General features: G+C 72.1%; 19 protein-coding genes. 8 read left to right on the top strand and 11 right to left on the bottom strand.

Features of this window, described 5'->3' with window-relative positions; all coding sequences use genetic code 11:
- Window positions 1–4 precede the first annotated feature (4 nt).
- From IEY88_RS24080 to IEY88_RS24040, 9 genes are read right to left on the bottom strand one after another with little or no spacing between them, the layout of a single operon-like run.
- A complete protein-coding gene (locus IEY88_RS24080) occupies window positions 5–1,072 on the bottom strand; it encodes a glycosyltransferase (protein WP_189157065.1) in 1,068 nt (355 codons plus the stop codon).
- A complete protein-coding gene (locus IEY88_RS24075; RefSeq protein ID WP_189157064.1) occupies window positions 1,069–2,469 on the bottom strand; it encodes an oligosaccharide flippase family protein in 1,401 nt (466 codons plus the stop codon). Before IEY88_RS24075 ends, IEY88_RS24080 begins: the two co-directional genes overlap by 4 nt.
- Window positions 2,466–3,716 carry a glycosyltransferase 87 family protein gene (locus tag IEY88_RS24070; protein WP_189157063.1) on the bottom strand — a complete coding sequence of 417 codons (1,251 nt, stop codon included), beginning with the start codon at window positions 3,714–3,716 and terminating at the stop codon, window positions 2,466–2,468. Before IEY88_RS24070 ends, IEY88_RS24075 begins: the two co-directional genes overlap by 4 nt.
- Window positions 3,713–4,567 carry a hypothetical protein gene (locus IEY88_RS24065; protein ID WP_189157062.1) on the bottom strand — a complete coding sequence of 285 codons (855 nt, stop codon included), beginning with the start codon at window positions 4,565–4,567 and terminating at the stop codon, window positions 3,713–3,715. The genes IEY88_RS24070 and IEY88_RS24065 overlap by 4 nt, the downstream gene beginning before the upstream one ends.
- A complete protein-coding gene (locus tag IEY88_RS24060; protein ID WP_189157061.1) occupies window positions 4,564–5,415 on the bottom strand; it encodes a YveK family protein in 852 nt (283 codons plus the stop codon). Before IEY88_RS24060 ends, IEY88_RS24065 begins: the two co-directional genes overlap by 4 nt.
- Window positions 5,412–6,443: a glycosyltransferase gene (locus IEY88_RS24055; protein ID WP_189157060.1), complete on the bottom strand. Its 1,032-nt coding sequence runs from the start codon at window positions 6,441–6,443 to the stop codon at window positions 5,412–5,414. Before IEY88_RS24055 ends, IEY88_RS24060 begins: the two co-directional genes overlap by 4 nt.
- The gene (locus IEY88_RS24050) at window positions 6,425–7,597 is read right to left on the bottom strand and encodes an O-antigen ligase family protein (protein WP_189157059.1); all 1,173 of its coding nucleotides are present in this window, start codon (window positions 7,595–7,597) and stop codon (window positions 6,425–6,427) included. The genes IEY88_RS24055 and IEY88_RS24050 overlap by 19 nt, the downstream gene beginning before the upstream one ends.
- The gene (locus tag IEY88_RS24045; RefSeq protein ID WP_189157058.1) at window positions 7,588–8,529 is read right to left on the bottom strand and encodes a polysaccharide deacetylase family protein; all 942 of its coding nucleotides are present in this window, start codon (window positions 8,527–8,529) and stop codon (window positions 7,588–7,590) included. The genes IEY88_RS24050 and IEY88_RS24045 overlap by 10 nt, the downstream gene beginning before the upstream one ends.
- Window positions 8,526–9,356, bottom strand: a complete 831-nt coding sequence (locus IEY88_RS24040; protein WP_189157057.1) for a hypothetical protein — start codon at window positions 9,354–9,356, stop codon at window positions 8,526–8,528. The genes IEY88_RS24045 and IEY88_RS24040 overlap by 4 nt, the downstream gene beginning before the upstream one ends.
- A gap of 124 nt (window positions 9,357–9,480) precedes the next feature.
- Here IEY88_RS24040 and wecB point away from each other — a divergent pair, with 124 nt between their 5' ends.
- The 5 genes from wecB to IEY88_RS24015 all read left to right on the top strand — a co-directional run bounded on the left by wecB (window position 9,481) and on the right by IEY88_RS24015 (window position 13,963).
- On the top strand, window positions 9,481–10,572 hold the full coding sequence (gene wecB, locus IEY88_RS24035) for a non-hydrolyzing UDP-N-acetylglucosamine 2-epimerase (protein WP_229693684.1): 1,092 nt from the start codon (window positions 9,481–9,483) through the stop codon (window positions 10,570–10,572).
- 126 nt (window positions 10,573–10,698) lie between these two features.
- On the top strand, window positions 10,699–10,860 hold the full coding sequence (locus tag IEY88_RS24030) for a hypothetical protein (RefSeq protein ID WP_189157055.1): 162 nt from the start codon (window positions 10,699–10,701) through the stop codon (window positions 10,858–10,860).
- Between the two features lie 57 nt (window positions 10,861–10,917).
- The gene (locus tag IEY88_RS24025) at window positions 10,918–11,853 is read left to right on the top strand and encodes a TlpA family protein disulfide reductase (protein WP_189157054.1); all 936 of its coding nucleotides are present in this window, start codon (window positions 10,918–10,920) and stop codon (window positions 11,851–11,853) included.
- Entirely contained in the window at window positions 11,850–13,631 is a 1,782-nt protein-coding gene (locus IEY88_RS24020) for an ABC transporter ATP-binding protein (protein ID WP_189157053.1), read from the top strand. Before IEY88_RS24025 ends, IEY88_RS24020 begins: the two co-directional genes overlap by 4 nt.
- On the top strand, window positions 13,631–13,963 hold the full coding sequence (locus tag IEY88_RS24015; protein ID WP_189157052.1) for a S26 family signal peptidase: 333 nt from the start codon (window positions 13,631–13,633) through the stop codon (window positions 13,961–13,963). Before IEY88_RS24020 ends, IEY88_RS24015 begins: the two co-directional genes overlap by 1 nt.
- Here the strand turns inward: IEY88_RS24015 and IEY88_RS24010 are convergent.
- Window positions 13,895–14,194, bottom strand: coding sequence for a helix-turn-helix domain-containing protein (locus IEY88_RS24010; protein WP_189157051.1), 300 nt, complete (start codon window positions 14,192–14,194; stop codon window positions 13,895–13,897). The two genes, IEY88_RS24015 and IEY88_RS24010, sit on opposite strands and share 69 nt — an antisense overlap.
- Before the next feature lie 98 nt (window positions 14,195–14,292).
- Entirely contained in the window at window positions 14,293–15,084 is a 792-nt protein-coding gene (gene map, locus IEY88_RS24005; RefSeq protein ID WP_189157050.1) for a type I methionyl aminopeptidase, read from the bottom strand.
- 164 nt (window positions 15,085–15,248) lie between these two features.
- On the opposite strand from map, the gene IEY88_RS24000 reads away from it, so the two are divergent.
- From IEY88_RS24000 to IEY88_RS23990, 3 genes are all read left to right on the top strand, one after another.
- A complete protein-coding gene (locus tag IEY88_RS24000) occupies window positions 15,249–15,803 on the top strand; it encodes an EF-hand domain-containing protein (RefSeq protein WP_189157049.1) in 555 nt (184 codons plus the stop codon).
- Between the two features lie 34 nt (window positions 15,804–15,837).
- Window positions 15,838–16,308 carry a MarR family winged helix-turn-helix transcriptional regulator gene (locus tag IEY88_RS23995; protein ID WP_189157048.1) on the top strand — a complete coding sequence of 157 codons (471 nt, stop codon included), beginning with the start codon at window positions 15,838–15,840 and terminating at the stop codon, window positions 16,306–16,308.
- A 113-nt stretch (window positions 16,309–16,421) separates the two neighbouring features.
- Window positions 16,422–16,712 carry an antibiotic biosynthesis monooxygenase family protein gene (locus IEY88_RS23990; RefSeq protein WP_189157047.1) on the top strand — a complete coding sequence of 97 codons (291 nt, stop codon included), beginning with the start codon at window positions 16,422–16,424 and terminating at the stop codon, window positions 16,710–16,712.
- Window positions 16,713–16,723: the final 11 nt, after the last annotated feature.

Below are 16,723 nucleotides of genomic sequence, written 5' to 3'. Positions count from 1 at the left end.
GAAGTCAACGTCGTCCTTCCTCGGTGACCAGCTTCGCGGTGAGCGTCAGGATCTGGTCGGTCATGCGGTGGCGGTCGAACAGCGTCTCGGCCCTGTGCCGGCCCCGTTTGCCTTCAGCGGCCGCGAGCTCCGGGTCTGACAGGCGCAGCGCAATCGCTTGCGCCAGGGCTTTCGTGTCTCCTGCCGGGACCACCTCGCCCGCGTCGCCAAGGCTCTGCGCGACGCCTTCTACGTCGAACGCGACGACGGAGCGTCCGCAGGCCATGGCTTCCAGCGGCACCAGCGCCATGCCTTCGGCGCGGGAGGGCAGGACCACGACGTCGGCCTCGGCGTAGAAGCTCTCGACCTCGTCGCTGTGGCCGTGCCAGCGGGTGTTCGGGTGTGCGGTGGCCTGGAGCCGGCCGGCCATCGGACCGTCGCCGACGAGCAGGAGTTCGGCGTCTGGGACCTTCGCGAGCACGTGGGGCCAGGCTTCGAGCAGCAGGTCCTGGCCCTTCTGGTGGGCCAGCCGTCCTACGCACAACGCCGTGGGGGTGTCGTGGGACTTGGGCCGCGGGCTCAGGCGCCGGGTGTCGACGCCGTTGCAGACGACCACGGCTTTCGCGGTGACGGCTGCTTTGCGGCCGGCCTCGAGCTCGTCGTCGCTGACGCACAGGAGCAGGGTCGTCCAGCGGGAGGCCTGGGCCTCCCAGAACCGGGAGGCCCGGCTGAGCAGGCCGGTGGCGACGCGGAACGACCACAGGTGGGGCTGGAAGATCGTCGGGGTGCGGCCGCGCAGGACGAGCCTGGCCAGGCCTGCCTTGGAGCTGTGCAGGTGCACGACGTCCGGGCGGTTCGCTTTGAGGATCTGGCGGAGTGAGCGGAGTTCCCGGGCGGTGTTCGGGCCGGGCGTCCGGGTGGCGTGCCAGGCGTGCACCGGGACGCCGGCTTTGGTGGCCTCGTCCGGCAGCCAGCCGGTGGGCGGGCAGGCGATGCTGACGTCCCAGCCCTGTCGTCGCTGTGCCAGGGCCAGGTCGAGGACCACGACGGCGACCCCGGCCTCGACCGGCTGCGTCACGTGGACGATCTTCACGCGCGCTCCTTCAGTCCGATGAGGACGCTGCGGTTGAGGGGAAGGGCGATCGCGCAGTAGGTGGCGAGCAGCAGCAGGCCGGTGGCGACCAGGCCCGCGACGCCGGTGCTGTCCGGCAGGACCAGGTCGACGGCGAGGCACGCGCCCGCGGCTCCGGCGACGCTGCCGATCGCGCGGAGCGGCAGGGGGAACGCGAGCCCGTTGCGCCGCAGGACCAGCCACGTCACCGGCACCAGGAGCCACACCACGATGAGCTGGGTGAGGGCGACCGCCGCCGGGCCGCGTTCGGTGGTGAAGACCAGCGCTGTGAGCAGGGCGACGAGGTGGGTGGCTTCGAGGGCGAGGTACTGGCGGGCGTGCCCGGCGGCTCTGATCACCTGGTACCAGACGTGCAGCAGGCCCAGGCCGAGTCCGTAGCCGCACAGCAGGACCAGGAGCCCGGCGGCACCGGCCCACTGCTCACCGAGGACCACGATCCCGTGCGCGGACAGCGCGACCGCCGTGTACAGGCCGCCGGTGACCACGAGGGTCGCGACGGTGAACCTCCGCAGGGTGTCCGGCAGTGCGCTGCTCTGTCCACTTCGGACCAGCTCGGCGCAGATCGGGAACAGCACCCCGCCCAGCACGACCGCGATCAGGATGTACGGCACCCAGGCGATGCGGAACGCGAGGCTGTACCCGCCCACCGCCCCGGGCCCGAGGACGTGCCCGATCGCGAGGTAGTCGACGTTGATCAGCAGCACGGCGATCAACGCGCCGGGGCCCACCACGGCAAGCCACCTCGCCGCTTCCGTTGCGGCTTCACGGTTCCAGGTGGGCCGGATCCGCGCTCCGGCGACGGCGGCGAGCACGGGTTGCGCGATCGCGGTGCACAGCAGGCCGACGACCAGCGCTTCGGGCCCGGTTCCCCGTGCCGCCAGCGTGACGGTGACCGCCGCGCCGATCAGCATGCCGCCCGCGTCGGGGAGCATGCGCCGCCGGAAGTCGAGGTTGCGGTGCATCAACGCCATCTGCACGCCGCCCGCCGCCGTGAACGGCAGGGTGAGCGCCGCGAGCCGGAGCATGCCCGCCGCGTCCGGTGCCCCGAGCGCGGCGGCGACGGGGTTCGCGGCGGCGATGATGGTGACCGCCAGCACCGCCCCGGTCGCGACGCTCATCGTGAGCACCGTTCCGGCGGTCTTCACCGGGTCCAATGCGGTGCGGCTGACGATGTCGTAGACGCCCATCGCCTGGACGACCTGACCGATGTTGACGACCGACACCACCAGCGCCACCGCGCCGAGGTCGGCCTCCGTGAGGAACAGGGCGAGCGCGAGGGTCACCACGACCTGGCTGCTCTTGCTCACCAGGTTGACCGCGAAGAGCCAGAGCGACCCCCGCACCGCCACGTCTGTCATGCGGCGCGCCGGACGTGCCGCACGGCGAACACCACGAGTGCGATCCACGCGGCCACGACCGCGACCCCGTCCAGCGTGACGCTCGCCCGCGCTCCCAGGGTGTTCCTGATGACCGTGTCCACGAAGTACAGATGCGCGAACGGAACCACGAGCAACAGGGTGGCCACGCCGGCCCACCGCCAGTGGCTGTCCTTGCGCCGTCGCCAGCACACGACGGCCAGCGCCACCATCGCCGGCACCGCGATCAGCACGTCGCCCGGCTGGTGCACGAGCGCGACCACGATGCCGAGGCAGGTCAGCAGATCGGCTGCCTCGGCCCCGTTCGCCGTGCGGTCGAGCTTGCGGGCCAGCAGAGCGGTGGTGGCGAGAACTCCGCACAGCGCCACCAGTTCCGCGGCGGGCGGCAGCCACCCGGTGGTCCGGAAGAACACCGCAGGCAGGTCGACCCGTTGCGCCGTCAGGGAGTCGACCGCGCCGTACCCGGTGCTGCTCGCCCATTCCAGGTTCCGCGAGATGACGTCGAGGAACTCACCGACCCCGCCGCCCCTCACGACGAGGAGCGCGGCCACCGGGAGGCTTGCCGCGGCCGCGATGGCCGTGCCCAGCAACGCGACCTTCCGATCACCGCGCACGAACAGCAGCAGCGCCAGCGGAAGCCCGAACTGCGGCTTCAACCAGGCCAGCGCGAGCGCGGCCGACGCCCACGCGGGACTCTTGGTGCGCAACAGCAACGCCCCGGCCGCACCGACCGCGATCAGCGGGTTGACCTGCCCGACGTACATCTGGGCCTTGCCGACCTGACTCGTGACCAGCAGCGTGCTGATCACGACCGTGCCCGCGACGAGCGGCAGACGTGCGCGTCCGGCGGCCATGACGGCGAGCCCGATCAGGAGGACCAGGCACGCCAGCACGAACGCCACCGCGCCCACCCGGTACTCGGGCAGCGCGAACGGCAGGTGCAGCACCAGGTGGTAGGGCTGGTAGAGGTTGAAGTTCTGCCGCACGGGCCAGTGCTCGAACATCACCGCCGGGTCGTACGGGTTGCCGCCGCCGAGGAACTCGCGGATCGGGAAGTAGAGCGCGTCGCGGAAGTCCTGCATGCGTTCTTCGGGGAGGTTCGCCCCGGTGGGCAGCGGCACCTCCCACGACGGCTTGAGCGCACGGAACGCGCTGAGGGCGCCGGCGGCGGCCACGAGGGCGACGCCGATGGTCTTGGCGAGGCTCGCGCGGTTGGTCGTGGTGATCATTCGGGGATCACCGCCAGGACGATCGAGATGGCGGCCACGGCGGTCACCACGGCCAAGGCGGCGGACACGGCGAGACCGACAGCGGTGAGGACGGTGCCCATCCGAATCGATCCGGACTCACCGGCCCCCAGGGGGATCTCGGGCCCCACTCCCAGTGTCTCAGGAGGGTCTGACAGTTCCGGGGTGCTCGCGCCGGCGCCGCTGCCGGCAGCGGTGCCGAGGTCGGGGTGCTCGACCGCGCCGGCGGCGCTGGCGGGGTCAGGACGTGCGGCCGGGGTGTTCATGCCGGCGCCACCGCCGGCAGCACCGCCGAGGCCGGGGTGTTCGACTGCGCCGGCGGCGCTGGCGGGGCGAGGACGTGCGGCCGGGGTGTTCATGCCGGCGCCACCGCCGGCAGCACCGCCGAGGCCGGGGTGTTCGACTGCGCCGGCGGCACTGGCGGGGCCAGGACGTGCGGCCGGAGTGCTCATGCCGGCACCATCGCCGGCAGCGGTGCCGAGGTCGGGGTGCTCGACCGCGCTGGCGGCACTGGCGGGGCGAGGACGTGCGGCCGAGGTGCTCGCGCCGGCACCACCGCCGGCAGCACCGACGAGGCCGGGGTGCTCGACCGCGCCGGCAGCACCAGCGGGGCCAGGACGTGCGGCCGGGATGCTCGCGCCGGCACCACCGCCGGCAGCACCGACGAGGTCGGGGTGCTCGACCGCGCCGGCAGTACCAGCGGGGCCAGGACGTGCGGCCGGGATGCTCGCGCCGGCACCACCGCCGGCAGCACCGACGAGGTCGGGGTGCTCAACCGCGCCGGCGGCACCGGCAGCACCGGCGGGGCCAGGACGTGCGGCCGGGGTGCTCACGCCAGCACCACCGCCACCAGCACCGACGAGGCCGGCAGCACCGCGAGCGCCGTCGCCAGATCATTGCGCCGAGCCCTGTCGGCGGACGCGACCGCGATCACCGCCGTCCCGTCCGCGGGCTCGGAAGCCTTGTCCGGCAACGCCCGCGCCAGTTCCTCCGCCCGTTCCACCAGCGACGGGCTCACCGGCAGCACCCGCACGGGCCGAGCCGCCGCCACGCACAACGCCGCGAGCCGCGAGGTCAACTCAGGATCGTCGTCGGCAGCCACGACGACGGGGTGCCGGATGCCCGCGGTCGACAGGGCGGCACCGACGTTGCCGCGCACCCGGCGCAACGCCACCACCGCGACACCGGCGATCACCGCGGCCACCAGCGCGAGGCCCGTGGCGAGGCGCCAGTCCGGTGAGACCTGGGTGGTCTCCGGCAGCGGGTCGACGAGCCGGAACCTCGCGGCCGGGGCCAGCAGGTCGGCCTCGATCACGGCCCGCGCCACCGCCGTCACGGCGGAGGCGGCGTGCGGCACCGAGTCCGCGCGGACCGAGATGCGGGCCACGCCGGAGGCCGGGACGAGTTCGACGGCGATGGCGTCCGACAGGCGGTCCGGCGTGGTGCCGGCCGCCTTCGCCGCCGCGTCCAGCACGGACGGGCTGCGGACCAGTTGCACCACCGCCGGGGCCGCCAGCGAGGTGACCTCGCCGAACTGGGCGCTGTCCGGTGCGGACGGGGTGGCGAGCAGGGTCAGCCTGCCCTCGGTCACGCCGTCGCGCATCGCCACGGCCAGCAGCACGGCCCCGCCGACCAGCACGGCGGCCAGCACGCCTTCCAGCACAGCTCTGCGATCTTTCATCGTCCCTCCAGGACGGTACGAAGCAGTTCGTCGTAGGACTTCATCAGGGTGTGCGCGCCGGCCGAGCCGTCGTGGGACGCGGCCACCGAACGCGCGGTGGGGGAGAAGAGCAGGCCGCGCAACGCCTTCGCGGTCTGCTCGGGGCTGCGGCGGGGGACCATGACGCCGCCACCGCCGGCCAGCACCTCCCGCACACCGTCCACATCGGACGCGACGATCGGGCGGCCCGCCGCCAGCGACTCGAGGAGCGCGATCGGCATGCCCTCCCAGTCGCTGGTGAGCACGGTGACGTCCGCCGCCTCGAAGAGGTCGCGCACGTCGGTGCGGGTGCCGAGGAACCGGACCCTGCCGTCCGCGCGCTCCTCCAGTTCGGCGCGCAGGCTGCCGTCGCCCGCGAGCCACAGTTCGCAGTCGCCGGGGACCTGTGCCCACGCGGCGAGCAGCACGTCGTGCCGCTTCTGCGGTTCCAGCCGGGCCGGGCACAGCGCGACGGGCACCCCGGCAGGAGTCCCGAGCCGCGCACGCACCGTCGCCCGATCCGCCGTGGGCACCGACGGGAAGGCGGCGTTCGGGATCACCACCGAGTCGAGTCCGGCGTCGAGCAGGCGTGTCCTGGCAGCCGCGGCGACGGTCACGACGCTCGTCGACACCCGGCGCAGCACCCGGACCGCTCCGGGCACGTCCGCCTCGGCGACACCGTGGAACACCGTCACCACGGGACGTCGTGGCGTGGCGATGCGGGCGACCAGCGACGCGGACACGTTGTGCGCCAGCACGACCTCCGGCCGGAACGAGCGCACCGCCCTCCGCACAGCCCTGGCCGCGCGCACCACCCCCAACGGCGAACGGCGTGCCACCGGTACGTCGAACACGGGCACCGAGGCAGCGCGCAACGACTCGACGCGGAACCCGCCACCGCACGCCACCGCGGACTCCCAGCCGACGTCGCCGCCCGCCAGGGCCATGCCGGACACGAGCGCCTCCGCGCCGCCCGCGCCCATCTCGCTGATCACGTGGAGAACGCGCATCGGGGCTCCTCGACTGAACGCCGCTCGATCGCGACAGCGATGGCGACGAGTGACCACAGGGGCAGGTAGTACTGCTCGGACAGGAAGATCGAGGCGATCAGCACGGCGATCAGCGCCGCCTGCACGGCCACGGCCTCACGCCGGTCCGCCACGCGCCGCAACGCCCGTTCGCTCGCCACGAACCCGACCGCCACGAAGGCGACGAGCAGCGTGAACCCCGGCACCCCGAGCTCGGCCGCGACCTCGAGGAACAGGTTGTGCGCCACCGGGGTCTGCTCGTCGATCTCCGCGTTGTGCCCGGCTGACGCGTACTGCTGGCGGAACCCGCCCGGCCCGACGCCCAGCACCGGGTTGTCGGCGAGCATCCGCGAGGCCGCCTGCCAGCGCAGCATCCGCGTGTCGGCGTTGGTGCCCGCGATGTGGCTCTTCTCCTGCAACGCACGGGACAGCTCAGCCTGTGCGGCCGACGCGAACACCAACGCCGCCACCCCGGCGACAGCCGCCGTCACGACCACCGCGCGCACCGGCAGAGCCCGGCGCACGATCAGCCACACCAGCGCACAGGCCAGTGCGATCCCGCCGCCGCGCGAGAACGTCGCCGCGGCACCGGCCACCAGCACCGCGCCCAGCAACAACAACACGATCCGCGACGTGCCCCTAGCGGGCAGCGCGGCCAGCAACGGCAACGCCGCCACGAGGAAGAACGCGAGGTCGTTGGGGTCCTCCAACGGCCCGGTGGCGCGCAACGAACCGCCGGCCACGCTGAGCAGCCCGCCCGCCGCCGCCACGACGGCACCGGCGACCGTCGCCGCGAGCAGCGCCCGCACCGGCACCTCCCGCGCGGCCACGTCGGCGAGCACCACCGCGATCACCAGGAACGGCACCCACCGCACCAGGTACTCGAGCGTGAACGGCTCGGCCTCGTGCACCGCCGAGGTCGCCAGCAGCACCACCGCGAGCAACGCGACCACCAGGTGCAACGGGTGCGGCGACGGCAAACGCCGGTGCCTCCACAGGGAGAACAGCCACACACCGATCAGCAGCGCGGGGACGACCTTGGCCGACTGCCCGTGGACCTCCAGCAGGTACCCCTCCAGGGGCGCGAGCGCCACCGTCCCGCAGGCGAGGACGCGCAGCAGGACCGTCAGCCACATGCGACCGGATCCCGTTCGCGCAACGGGGAACCGGAGATCCGCGCGACGTGCTCGCCGGTGCCGACCACGTCGAAGTGCTCGCGCAGCGACGACAACACCCAGCCCAGCAGCTCGACCTTCTCCGCGCCGGGCACGGCCATGCCGGGGAAGAACTCCATCCCCGGCGCCTCGGCGCCCGAGAGCACGTCCGTCGGGTGCAGCAGCAACGACGGGGAGACCTTGCGCGCCAAGCACAACCGCAACGCCGTGCGGAAGTACCCGCGAGCCAGGCGGGGCGAGATCTGGTGCAGCTGCAACAGGTACGCGCCGTGGATCGGCACCCGCAGCAACGGCATCGTCGTCACCGGCAGCTCGACCAGGCCGTCCCGCCAGCGGTACGCCGTGTTGGGCGCACGGACCTTGCCGAACCCGCCGAACAGGTCCTCGCCGCCGTCCGTCGAACCGGCCGAACGGTTGTGGTAGGCCCGGGCCAGCGGCCCGATCCACGTCGGCAGCACGCTGGCGTCGTAGAGATAACCGCGCCGCCGCAACACGTCCAGCAGCGCGGGCGTGACGCTGTACCCCGGTCCGCGGAAGCCGACCGGCCGCGGCGCCCCGGCGGCCATGATCGCCTCCTCGGCCCGCATGACCTCCTTCTCGACGTCCTCGTCGGAGAACCGGTGCAGCCACGGCTGGTGCCAGAACGAGTGGTTGGCGATCTCGTGCCCGGCCGCGACGATCGACGCGACCGCCTCGGCGCCGTCGTCTCGTTCCGCGTCCGCGCCGACCACGAAGACCGTGGTGGTCAGGCGCTGTTCACCGAAGACGTCCAGCAGGCGCGGCACCGCCGACGGCAGGAAGCTCGGCCTGCCCTCCCACCGGGGATCGCCGTGCGTGCGCAGGTACGCCCACAGGTTGTCGAGGTCCAGCGACACACTGGCGACGGGCTTCACCGCTCACCTCCGGCGGTCACCAGGTCGGCGGAGGGCTTGCGCGCGGTGGACCCGAGCACCAGCACCCCGGAGACGACCAGCACCACACCGAGCACGACCCACCACTCACGCCCCGCCGCGATCTGGTCGCCCATCAGCGCGAGCCCGGCGGCCGAGCTGATCACCACGGTGGTCGCGTCCATCGACGCCACCGCGGACGTCGCCGAACCCCGTTGCAACGCTGAGGCGAGACACGCCTGCCCGACGAACGCGGCGAGCACCATCACCCAGGTCAGCGGGTGCAGCACCAGGTCGAGCAAGGGCTTTCCGGCGACGTTGCGCGCGGCCACCGCGACCACGGCGAACGCGATGCCGGCGAGCACCGGCGTCACCGCCTTGAACGTCCGCGCCAGCGGCAGCACCGCGAGAGTCAGCAGCCCCAGCACGACCAGCGCGGGCACCAGCGGGAGCTCACGGGCCGTGGACGGCGCAGCGGCCCCCGTCAGCAGCAGCAACCCGCACGCCATCACCACCAGCACCGCGATCTCGACGCGCCGGATCCGCCAGCCCAGCGCCACGACGCCGATCACGGTGGCGAGGCCGACCGCGCACGACGAACCGGCCTGCACCAGGTAGAGGGGCAGGTCCTCACGCGCCAGGAACGCGAACCCGAAACCGCCGACCTGACCGGTGAAACCCAGCAGGTACACCCGGTCCGACGCGAGGCGGGCGAGCAGCCCCACCCCGGTACCGGGACGTTCGTCGGCCCTCCGCGCGGCGACGGTCTGCGCGACTATCCCCAGGCCGTAGAGCACAGTGGACACCGCAAGTGCCAGATGACCGGACATGAGCGCGGACACTACGACACGCTTGTGCCGCAACACTTTCGAGCGATGTCCCAGGCAACTCTTTCGAGTGAACGTCTGCGGGATTTCCCCGGATTCGTCCGGATCGATGAAGTACCTTGCCGCGGTGCGGGAAACGAACAGCGTGACGATCGTCTGCGGCACCAGGCCAGAACTGATCAAACTCGCGCCGCTCGTCGAACACTTCGGCAGCGCGTGCACCATGATCTACACCGGTCAGCACTACGACCGCTCGATGTACTCGCTCATCCGCCGTGATGTGCCGGAACCGGGCGCCTTCCACGAGCTGCGGCTCGGCGGCCTGCGCCGGGGCGACCAGCTCGGCCGTGCCGTCTCGGCCGTGGACGAGGTGCTGGCCGCGCACCGGCCGGGCGCCGTGATCGTGCAGGGCGACACGACCTCCGCGCTCGCGGGAGCGTTGGCTGCCAACGCCTGCGACGTGCCGCTGGTGCACGTGGAGGCGGGCCTGCGCAGCTACGACCGCGCGATGCCGGAGGAGCACAACCGCGTGCTCATCGACCACCTCTCCGACCTGTGCTGCGCGCCGACGCCGCTCAACCGCGACAATCTCCTGGGCGAGGGCGTCGCGGACAGCCGCATCGCCGTCACCGGCAACACCGTCGTCGAGGCGCTGGCGCACGCGTTGCCGAGCGCGGACGAAGAAGAAGTGGTCCTGGGCGACCTCGGCCTCAAGCGCGACCGCTACGTCCTGGCCACGATCCACCGCCCGGAGAACGTCGACGACGCGGGCAACCTGGAGATCGTCCTGCGTGAGCTCGGCGCGTTGCCGCTCCCGGTCGTGCTGCCGCTGCACCCGCGCACCGCGCAGCGCATCACCGCGTTCGGCCTGGACAGGTTGCTGCACGGGCTGCAGGTGGTCGAACCGCAGTCGTACGGCGCGTTCCTGGCCCTGGCGCACGGGTCCGCCGTGATCGTGTCGGACTCGGGCGGCATCCAGGAGGAGGTGAGCGTGCTCAAGCGGCCCGTCGTGGTCGTGCGGCGCAGCACCGAACGCCCGGAGATCGAGGGCACGTTCGGCACGCTCGTTCCCCCCGGCCCGCTGGTCGGCAGCTCGGTGCTGGCGTGGCTGGACGACGTGGAGGGGCATCGCGCCGCACTGCGGGAGATCCCGTCGCCGTACGGCACGGGCTCGCCGTCGGAGCTGATCGCCGCGGCCGTGCGCGCCCGGCTGCTCTGACCTGTCCGGCCCGGAGCACCTCGCAGTCCGAGCCTGTCCGAGATCGTCCGACCCGTCTTCCGCTCACGACTCCGGCAGACCAGCGTTGACCGCGTTGGTGTTGGTCGAACTGGGAGGAGCGGACCCGTGAAGCGATTCGCGAAGCTGGCCGGTGAACGGCTCGTCGGACTCGTGCTGCCGAAGATCGATGCCGGTGCCTGCGTGCCGGAGCACGGGCAGTGTTGCAGGAAGGGTTACCGCTTCAACTGCAACGGCATCTGCTCGTCCGTGAGCAGCTCCTGCAAGTGACACAACGGGGTGCCGGCGATCCGTCGCCGGCACCCCGCCTGCTGCTTGGGGGCTGACGTGCTCGATCTCTTCGCTCGTGTGCTGCTCGCCGTCGTGTTCGTGGCGGCCTTCGCCGGCAAGGTCCGGTCCCGGCGGGGGTTCGCGGAGTTCCGCGACTCGATCGCCGCGCTGGTGCCGTTGCCCGCTCTGCCCGTCGCCGTCGTGGTGCTCGCGGGGGAGGCGGTGGCGGTCGTGCTGCTCGCTGTTCCCGGAACGCGGCTGGGGTACGGCGTCGTCACGGCCTTGCTCGTGGCGTTCTGCGGCGCGATCGTGCTGGCCGTCACCGGCCGGAAGCCGGTGCGCTGCAAGTGCTTCGGCGCGGGCGGGGACGTGCTCGGCCCCCGGCACCTCGTGCGCAACGGAGCGCTCGTCGCGGTGGCCGCGCTCGGCGCGTTCGTGCCGGCGCCTGTCTCCTGGGAGGAACCGTTGACCCTGCTCACGATCGCCGTCGTGCTGCTCGCCGTGGTGGTGGCGCTGCACGTGTTGTTCACGTACGGACTCGTGGCGAGGGTCCGGGAGCTGCAGGAGAACTCCGCGCCCCAGCGCGAGTCGAACCTGCCCCGTCCGGGCATGGTGGTCAAGCCGTTCTCGGTCGTGGACACCGAAGGCGTCCCGTTCACCGAGGCCGACCTCGACGGACCGGTGCACGTCGGCTTCTTCTCGGTCGGCTGCGGGCCCTGCCGGACGCTGACCGACGCCCTGATCGCCGATCCGCCCGCCGCCCGGTTCGTGTCCGTTGTGGACGGAGACCCGAGTGATCCCGGGGCCACCGCACGGCTTACCGGGAAGGTGAGTGCGCTGGGACGGGTGGCCGTGGTCGGCACGGACGATCCGGTGCTGTCCGCGTTCGAGGTCATGGCCTACCCGACGTTGCTGCACACGCACGGGGGAGTGGTGACGGCGTCCGGGATCAAGCTCGCCGACTTCGCCGGCGTTCCGGCGCCGGTGGCATGATCCGCAACGCCCTGGCGGCGCTGGCGTTGCCCTTCAAGGCCGCGCCGCTGCTCGCCGGTGGGACCCTCGCGCTCACGGTCGTCGCCGGTGCCGCGCCGGCCAGTGGCGCCTGGCTGACGATGTTGCTGGTCGACGAGCTGACGTCGCGCACGGCGAGTGCGGAGCGGGCCGCGTTCCTGGCGGTCGCGTCGGCGCTCGTCGGCGGTGTCGCCATCGCGTTGCTCTACCTCTGCGGGCATCTCGGCGAGGTGGTGCGCCAACGGGTCGCGGTGACGGTCGAGAGCAGGCTGTTCCGGCGCATCGCCACGCTGCCGGGGCTGGCGCGGATCGAGGACCCCGCGTTCCACGACCGGTTGCGGCTCGCCGAGCAGGCCGCGCAGGAGGCGCCCGGCACGATCTCGCAGTTCACCCAGGAGGTCGTGCGCTCGGTCGTGCTGCTGGCCAGTTTCACCGGCGCGCTGCTGGTGGTGTGGCCGCCGATGACGTTGCTGCTGCTGGCTTCCGTGGTGACGGCGGTGTTCGCCCGGCTGGCGACCGCACGGCGCGAGGCGTCGACGGAGGAAGCATGGGTGGCGACGGATCGGCGGCGGCTGTTCTACCGCGCGTTGCTCACGGACGTGCGCGCGGCCAAGGAGATCAGGCTGTTCGGCCTCGGCTCGCTGTTGCACACCAGGATGGTCGACTCGCTGGCCACGGTCAGCGGCGCGCGGCTGGCGGCGCAGCGCAGGGGCACGGTGGTGCAGAGCGCGCTGGCGTTGCTCGGCGCGGTGGTGGCCGGGGCGGGCACGGTCGTGGTGGCGCTCAACGTCGCCGCGGGCCGGTCGTCCGTCGGTGATCTCGTGCTGTTCCTCGGGGCGGTGGCCGGGGTGCAGACCGGGTTGTCCGGAGTGGTGCTGCAGCTCGGAGAGGCCGGGCGCGCGGTCCGGCTGTTCGGGCACTACCTCGACGTGATCGGTACCCCGGACGATCTGCCCGTGGGTGCCGAAGCCCCTGGTGTGGCGGCGATCGAGCTGCGGGACGTCTGGTTCCGCTACTCCGACGACGGCCCGTGGGTGCTGCGCGGCGTGAACCTGACCATCCCCGCCGGCGCCGCGGTAGGGCTGGTCGGCGTCAACGGCGCGGGCAAGAGCACGCTGGTCAAGCTGCTGTGCCGGTTCTACGACCCGCAACGGGGGTCGATCACCTGGGGTGGCGTGGACCTCCGCGACCTCGACGTCGTGGCGCTGCGGGCCCGGATCGGCGTGGTGTTCCAGGAGTTCATGACCTACGACCTGACCGCGGCGGAGAACATCGGCATCGGGCGGGTCGACGCCCTCGCCGACCGGGCGCGCATCGTTGCGGCGGCGCGGGAGGCCCAGGTCGCCGACACTCTGGAAGCGTTGCCGGACAGGTACGACACGGTGTTGTCGAGGACCCACGCGGACGAGGAGCGGACGGGCGTCACGTTGTCCGGCGGGCAGTGGCAACGGGTCGCGCTTGCCCGGTGCCTGATGCGCACCGACGCCGACCTGATGATCCTCGACGAACCGACGTCGGGTCTCGACGCCGAAGCCGAACACCGGGTGCACGAGACCGTGCGGCGGCACGCGGAGGGCCGGACGCGGCTGCTGATCTCGCACCGGCTGGCCGCGCTGCGCGGTGCGGGCCTCATCGTCACCCTGGCCGGCGGGCGGATCGCCGAACAGGGTGACCACGACGAGCTGATGAACGCCGGTGGTGAGTACGCCCGCCTGTTCCGGTTGCAGGCGGACGGCTACCAGGACGTGGGGGTCAACTGATGTGGGTCAGGGTCACCGTGCGGGGCAACAGCATGTCGCCGACCCTGCACGACGGGCAGAAGCTGCTGGTGCGCAGGCTCTTCCGGCGTCCACGCGACGGTGAGGTGATCGTGTTCCGGGTACCGGACCCCGAACTGCCGCACCGGGTCAAGAGGGTGGCGGCGGTAGCGGGCGATCCCGTGCCGTCGTGGCTGGCCGCCACGCTGCCGGGCCTCTCCCGCGTGCCGGACGGGTTCGTCGTCGTGGTGGGGGACAACCCGCGTTCACAGGACTCCCGTCAGCTCGGACTGGTCGACTGCGGCGACGTCGTCGGTGCGGTGCGGGGAACGTGAGCGCTTGCACGCCGCGACCCAGCGCAACCGCCAGCGCGTCGTGTCCCCGCCGCACGCCCGCGCGATCGCGAGCACCGTGTCCAGCCGGGGAAACCGGCGGCCGGTCAACGCGTCGTGCAACGTGCTGCGGGCACACCCCGTGCGGCGCGCCAGCTCGCGGTAGGACAAACCGACCAGCAGACGGAGATCGTCCAGGTCGATGGCGATCTCGGTCTTGCCCCCTGAGGTCATCCGGACTCCCGTGTAGTGGGTGCTTGGTCCCTCTCCTCCAGCCCACTGCATGGTTACCCGTTGGTGCGCGAGTTCGCTACTGGCCTCAGGACCAGGACCTAGGGCGTCCGCGCCTGCAGTTCGCTCTTGCGGCGGGTCAGCACCAGCGGCCCGTCCTCGGTGATCGCGACGGTGTGCTCCGAATGCGCCGTGCGCGAGCCGTCGGCCGAACGCAGCGTCCAGCCGTCCTCGTCGTAGATGATCCGGTCGGTCGTGGCGGCGAGCCACGGCTCGATCGCGATCGTCAGGCCGGGCTTGAGCTTCATGCCCTGCCCGCGCTTGCCGTTGTTCGCCACGTGCGGGGCCTCGTGCATGGTCCGGCCGATGCCGTGGCCGCCGAACTCCAGGTTGGTCTTGTAGCGGAACTCGCGGCAGACCTCGCCGATCGCCGCGGAGATGTCGCCCAGCCTGTTGCCCACCTGTGCGACGTCGATCGCGGCCGCCAGCGCCACCTCGGTGGCGCGGACCAGGCGCTGGTCCTCCTCGCGGGGCGTGCCGACGATGACGGTCATGGCCGAGTCGGCCGCCCAGCCGTCGATCAGGACGGCGATGTCCATGGTGAGCACGTCGCCGTCCTGCAGCACGTAGCTCTTGGGCAGGCCGTGCAGCACCGCGTCGTTGACGGCCAGGCAAGTCACGTTGCGGAACGGGCCGCGCCCGAACGACGGCGAGTAGTCCCAGTAGCAGGACACCGCGCCACGCTCCTCGATCATGTGACGGGCGTGGTGTTCGAGGTCGAGCAGGTTCACGCCCACCGCGGCCTTCGCGGAGAGCTCGTCGAGCACCTCCGCGATGAACTGGCCGGTGACGTGCATGCGTTCGATCTCGGTAGGGGACTTGAGCTCGATCAACGTGTTCCTCCATGAACGGGTTCCGGTATAACTATACCGCCTACGCGGGGTGTCGGCGAGCAAGGGCCGCGGACGTGGGTCCTGACACCGTGAGGCTGAAGATCACCACTCGTCAGGGGGACGCGCGTTGCGCGCGCGGGACGGCCTCACCATGGTCGGTGGTCATGAAGCAGGTGCTGCAGCACAGGATCGACTCGACCTTCGCCCACTATGACGTCAACGGCAACGGCGTCATCGAACTCGCGGACGTCTACGCGCTGGCCAACCGGCTGCTGCAGGCGTTCGGCGAGCCGGCGTCCTCGGAACGAGGCCGCGAGCTCGTGGAGGCCTACGACCGCTTCTGGGAGATGCTGGCCGACCACTGCGACACCGACCGCGACGGCAAGATCGGCCCGGTGGAGTACCGCGACGCCATGATCGAGGCGTTCGTCGAGGGCGGCCCGATCAACATGGACTTCCTCGAGGTCGTCCAGTCCCTGCTCGACCTCATGGACACGAACGGCGACGGGCGGGTCGACGCCGGCGAGTTCCAGGTCCTGCTGACGGCGCGCGGCCTGTCCCCGGCGGACTGCGGCAGGGCGTTCTCGCACCTCGACACCGACGGCGACGGCGCGATCAGCGTGCGGGAGTACGTGGAGGCCGTCCGCGACTACTACACGAACCCGGCCGAGGACACCCCCGGCAGCTGGCTGTACCCCAAGGCGCTGCAACGCGTCTGACCGGTACCACGCGCACCGCGGCTAGGGTGGCCCGATGGTCACCCGCGCGGAACGCAACGCCTCGAACCCCGACCTGGGAGTCCTCTCGGGCCGGCTGCTGTTCGCGGTGCAGCGCGAGCTCTTCGAGACCCTCGCCCGGCTGGGGTTCGGCGACCTGAAGCACCGCCACGGCGCGGTGCTCGCGTACCTGGACCCGGAAGGCGTGCGCGCGACGGACCTCGCGCAGCTCTCCGGGCAGCACAAGCAGATCATCGGAACGCTGATCGACGAGCTGGAGGCGCTCGGCTACGTCGAGCGCCAGCCCGACCCGAGTGACCGCCGGGCGAAGCTCGTCCGCCCCACCGGCCGCGGCCTCGCACAGATGCAGGCCGCTGACCGCATCATGGCCGCGATGCAGGACCGGCACGCCGAACGGGTCGGCGAGGACGAGTACGCGCGCTTCAAGCGCATGCTGGTGGACATCACCGAGCACCAGCGCCTGGCCGGCCGGCCCGCGCGGGACTGATCAAGCCCTCACCCGGCCGGGTGGCGCGTGCTGACGGGCCGCGATTACCGTGTTCCTCGCCACGGTCGGCCGACGCCCTGTATTTAGTCACGAATCATGACTATCATGGGTTCATGACTACTTCAGTGGAGCTGACCCGCTTCCGGGTGGCGCCGGAGAACGTCGAGGCGCTGCTCGCCGCCCGTCCGCGCATGATCGCCGACTTCGAGGCCGACCGGGCGGGGTTCCTCGGCGCCCGGCTCGTGCGGCTGCCGGACGGCGAATGGCTCGACATCGTCGAGTGGCGTTCCCCGCAGGACTACGCCGCGTCCAGCCGGAAGGGCCCGAACCTGCCCGGCGTCAAGGCGTTCTTCGACGCGATCGACTCGCTCGTCAGCGCCGAGGAAGGCGTGCTCTCCGCGTAGGGCCCGGCACA

The sequence above is a fragment of the Lentzea pudingi genome, assembly GCF_014646255.1.
Taxonomy (GTDB): domain Bacteria; phylum Actinomycetota; class Actinomycetes; order Mycobacteriales; family Pseudonocardiaceae; genus Lentzea; species Lentzea pudingi.
This window is presented reverse-complemented; position numbering and strand designations above follow the sequence as displayed.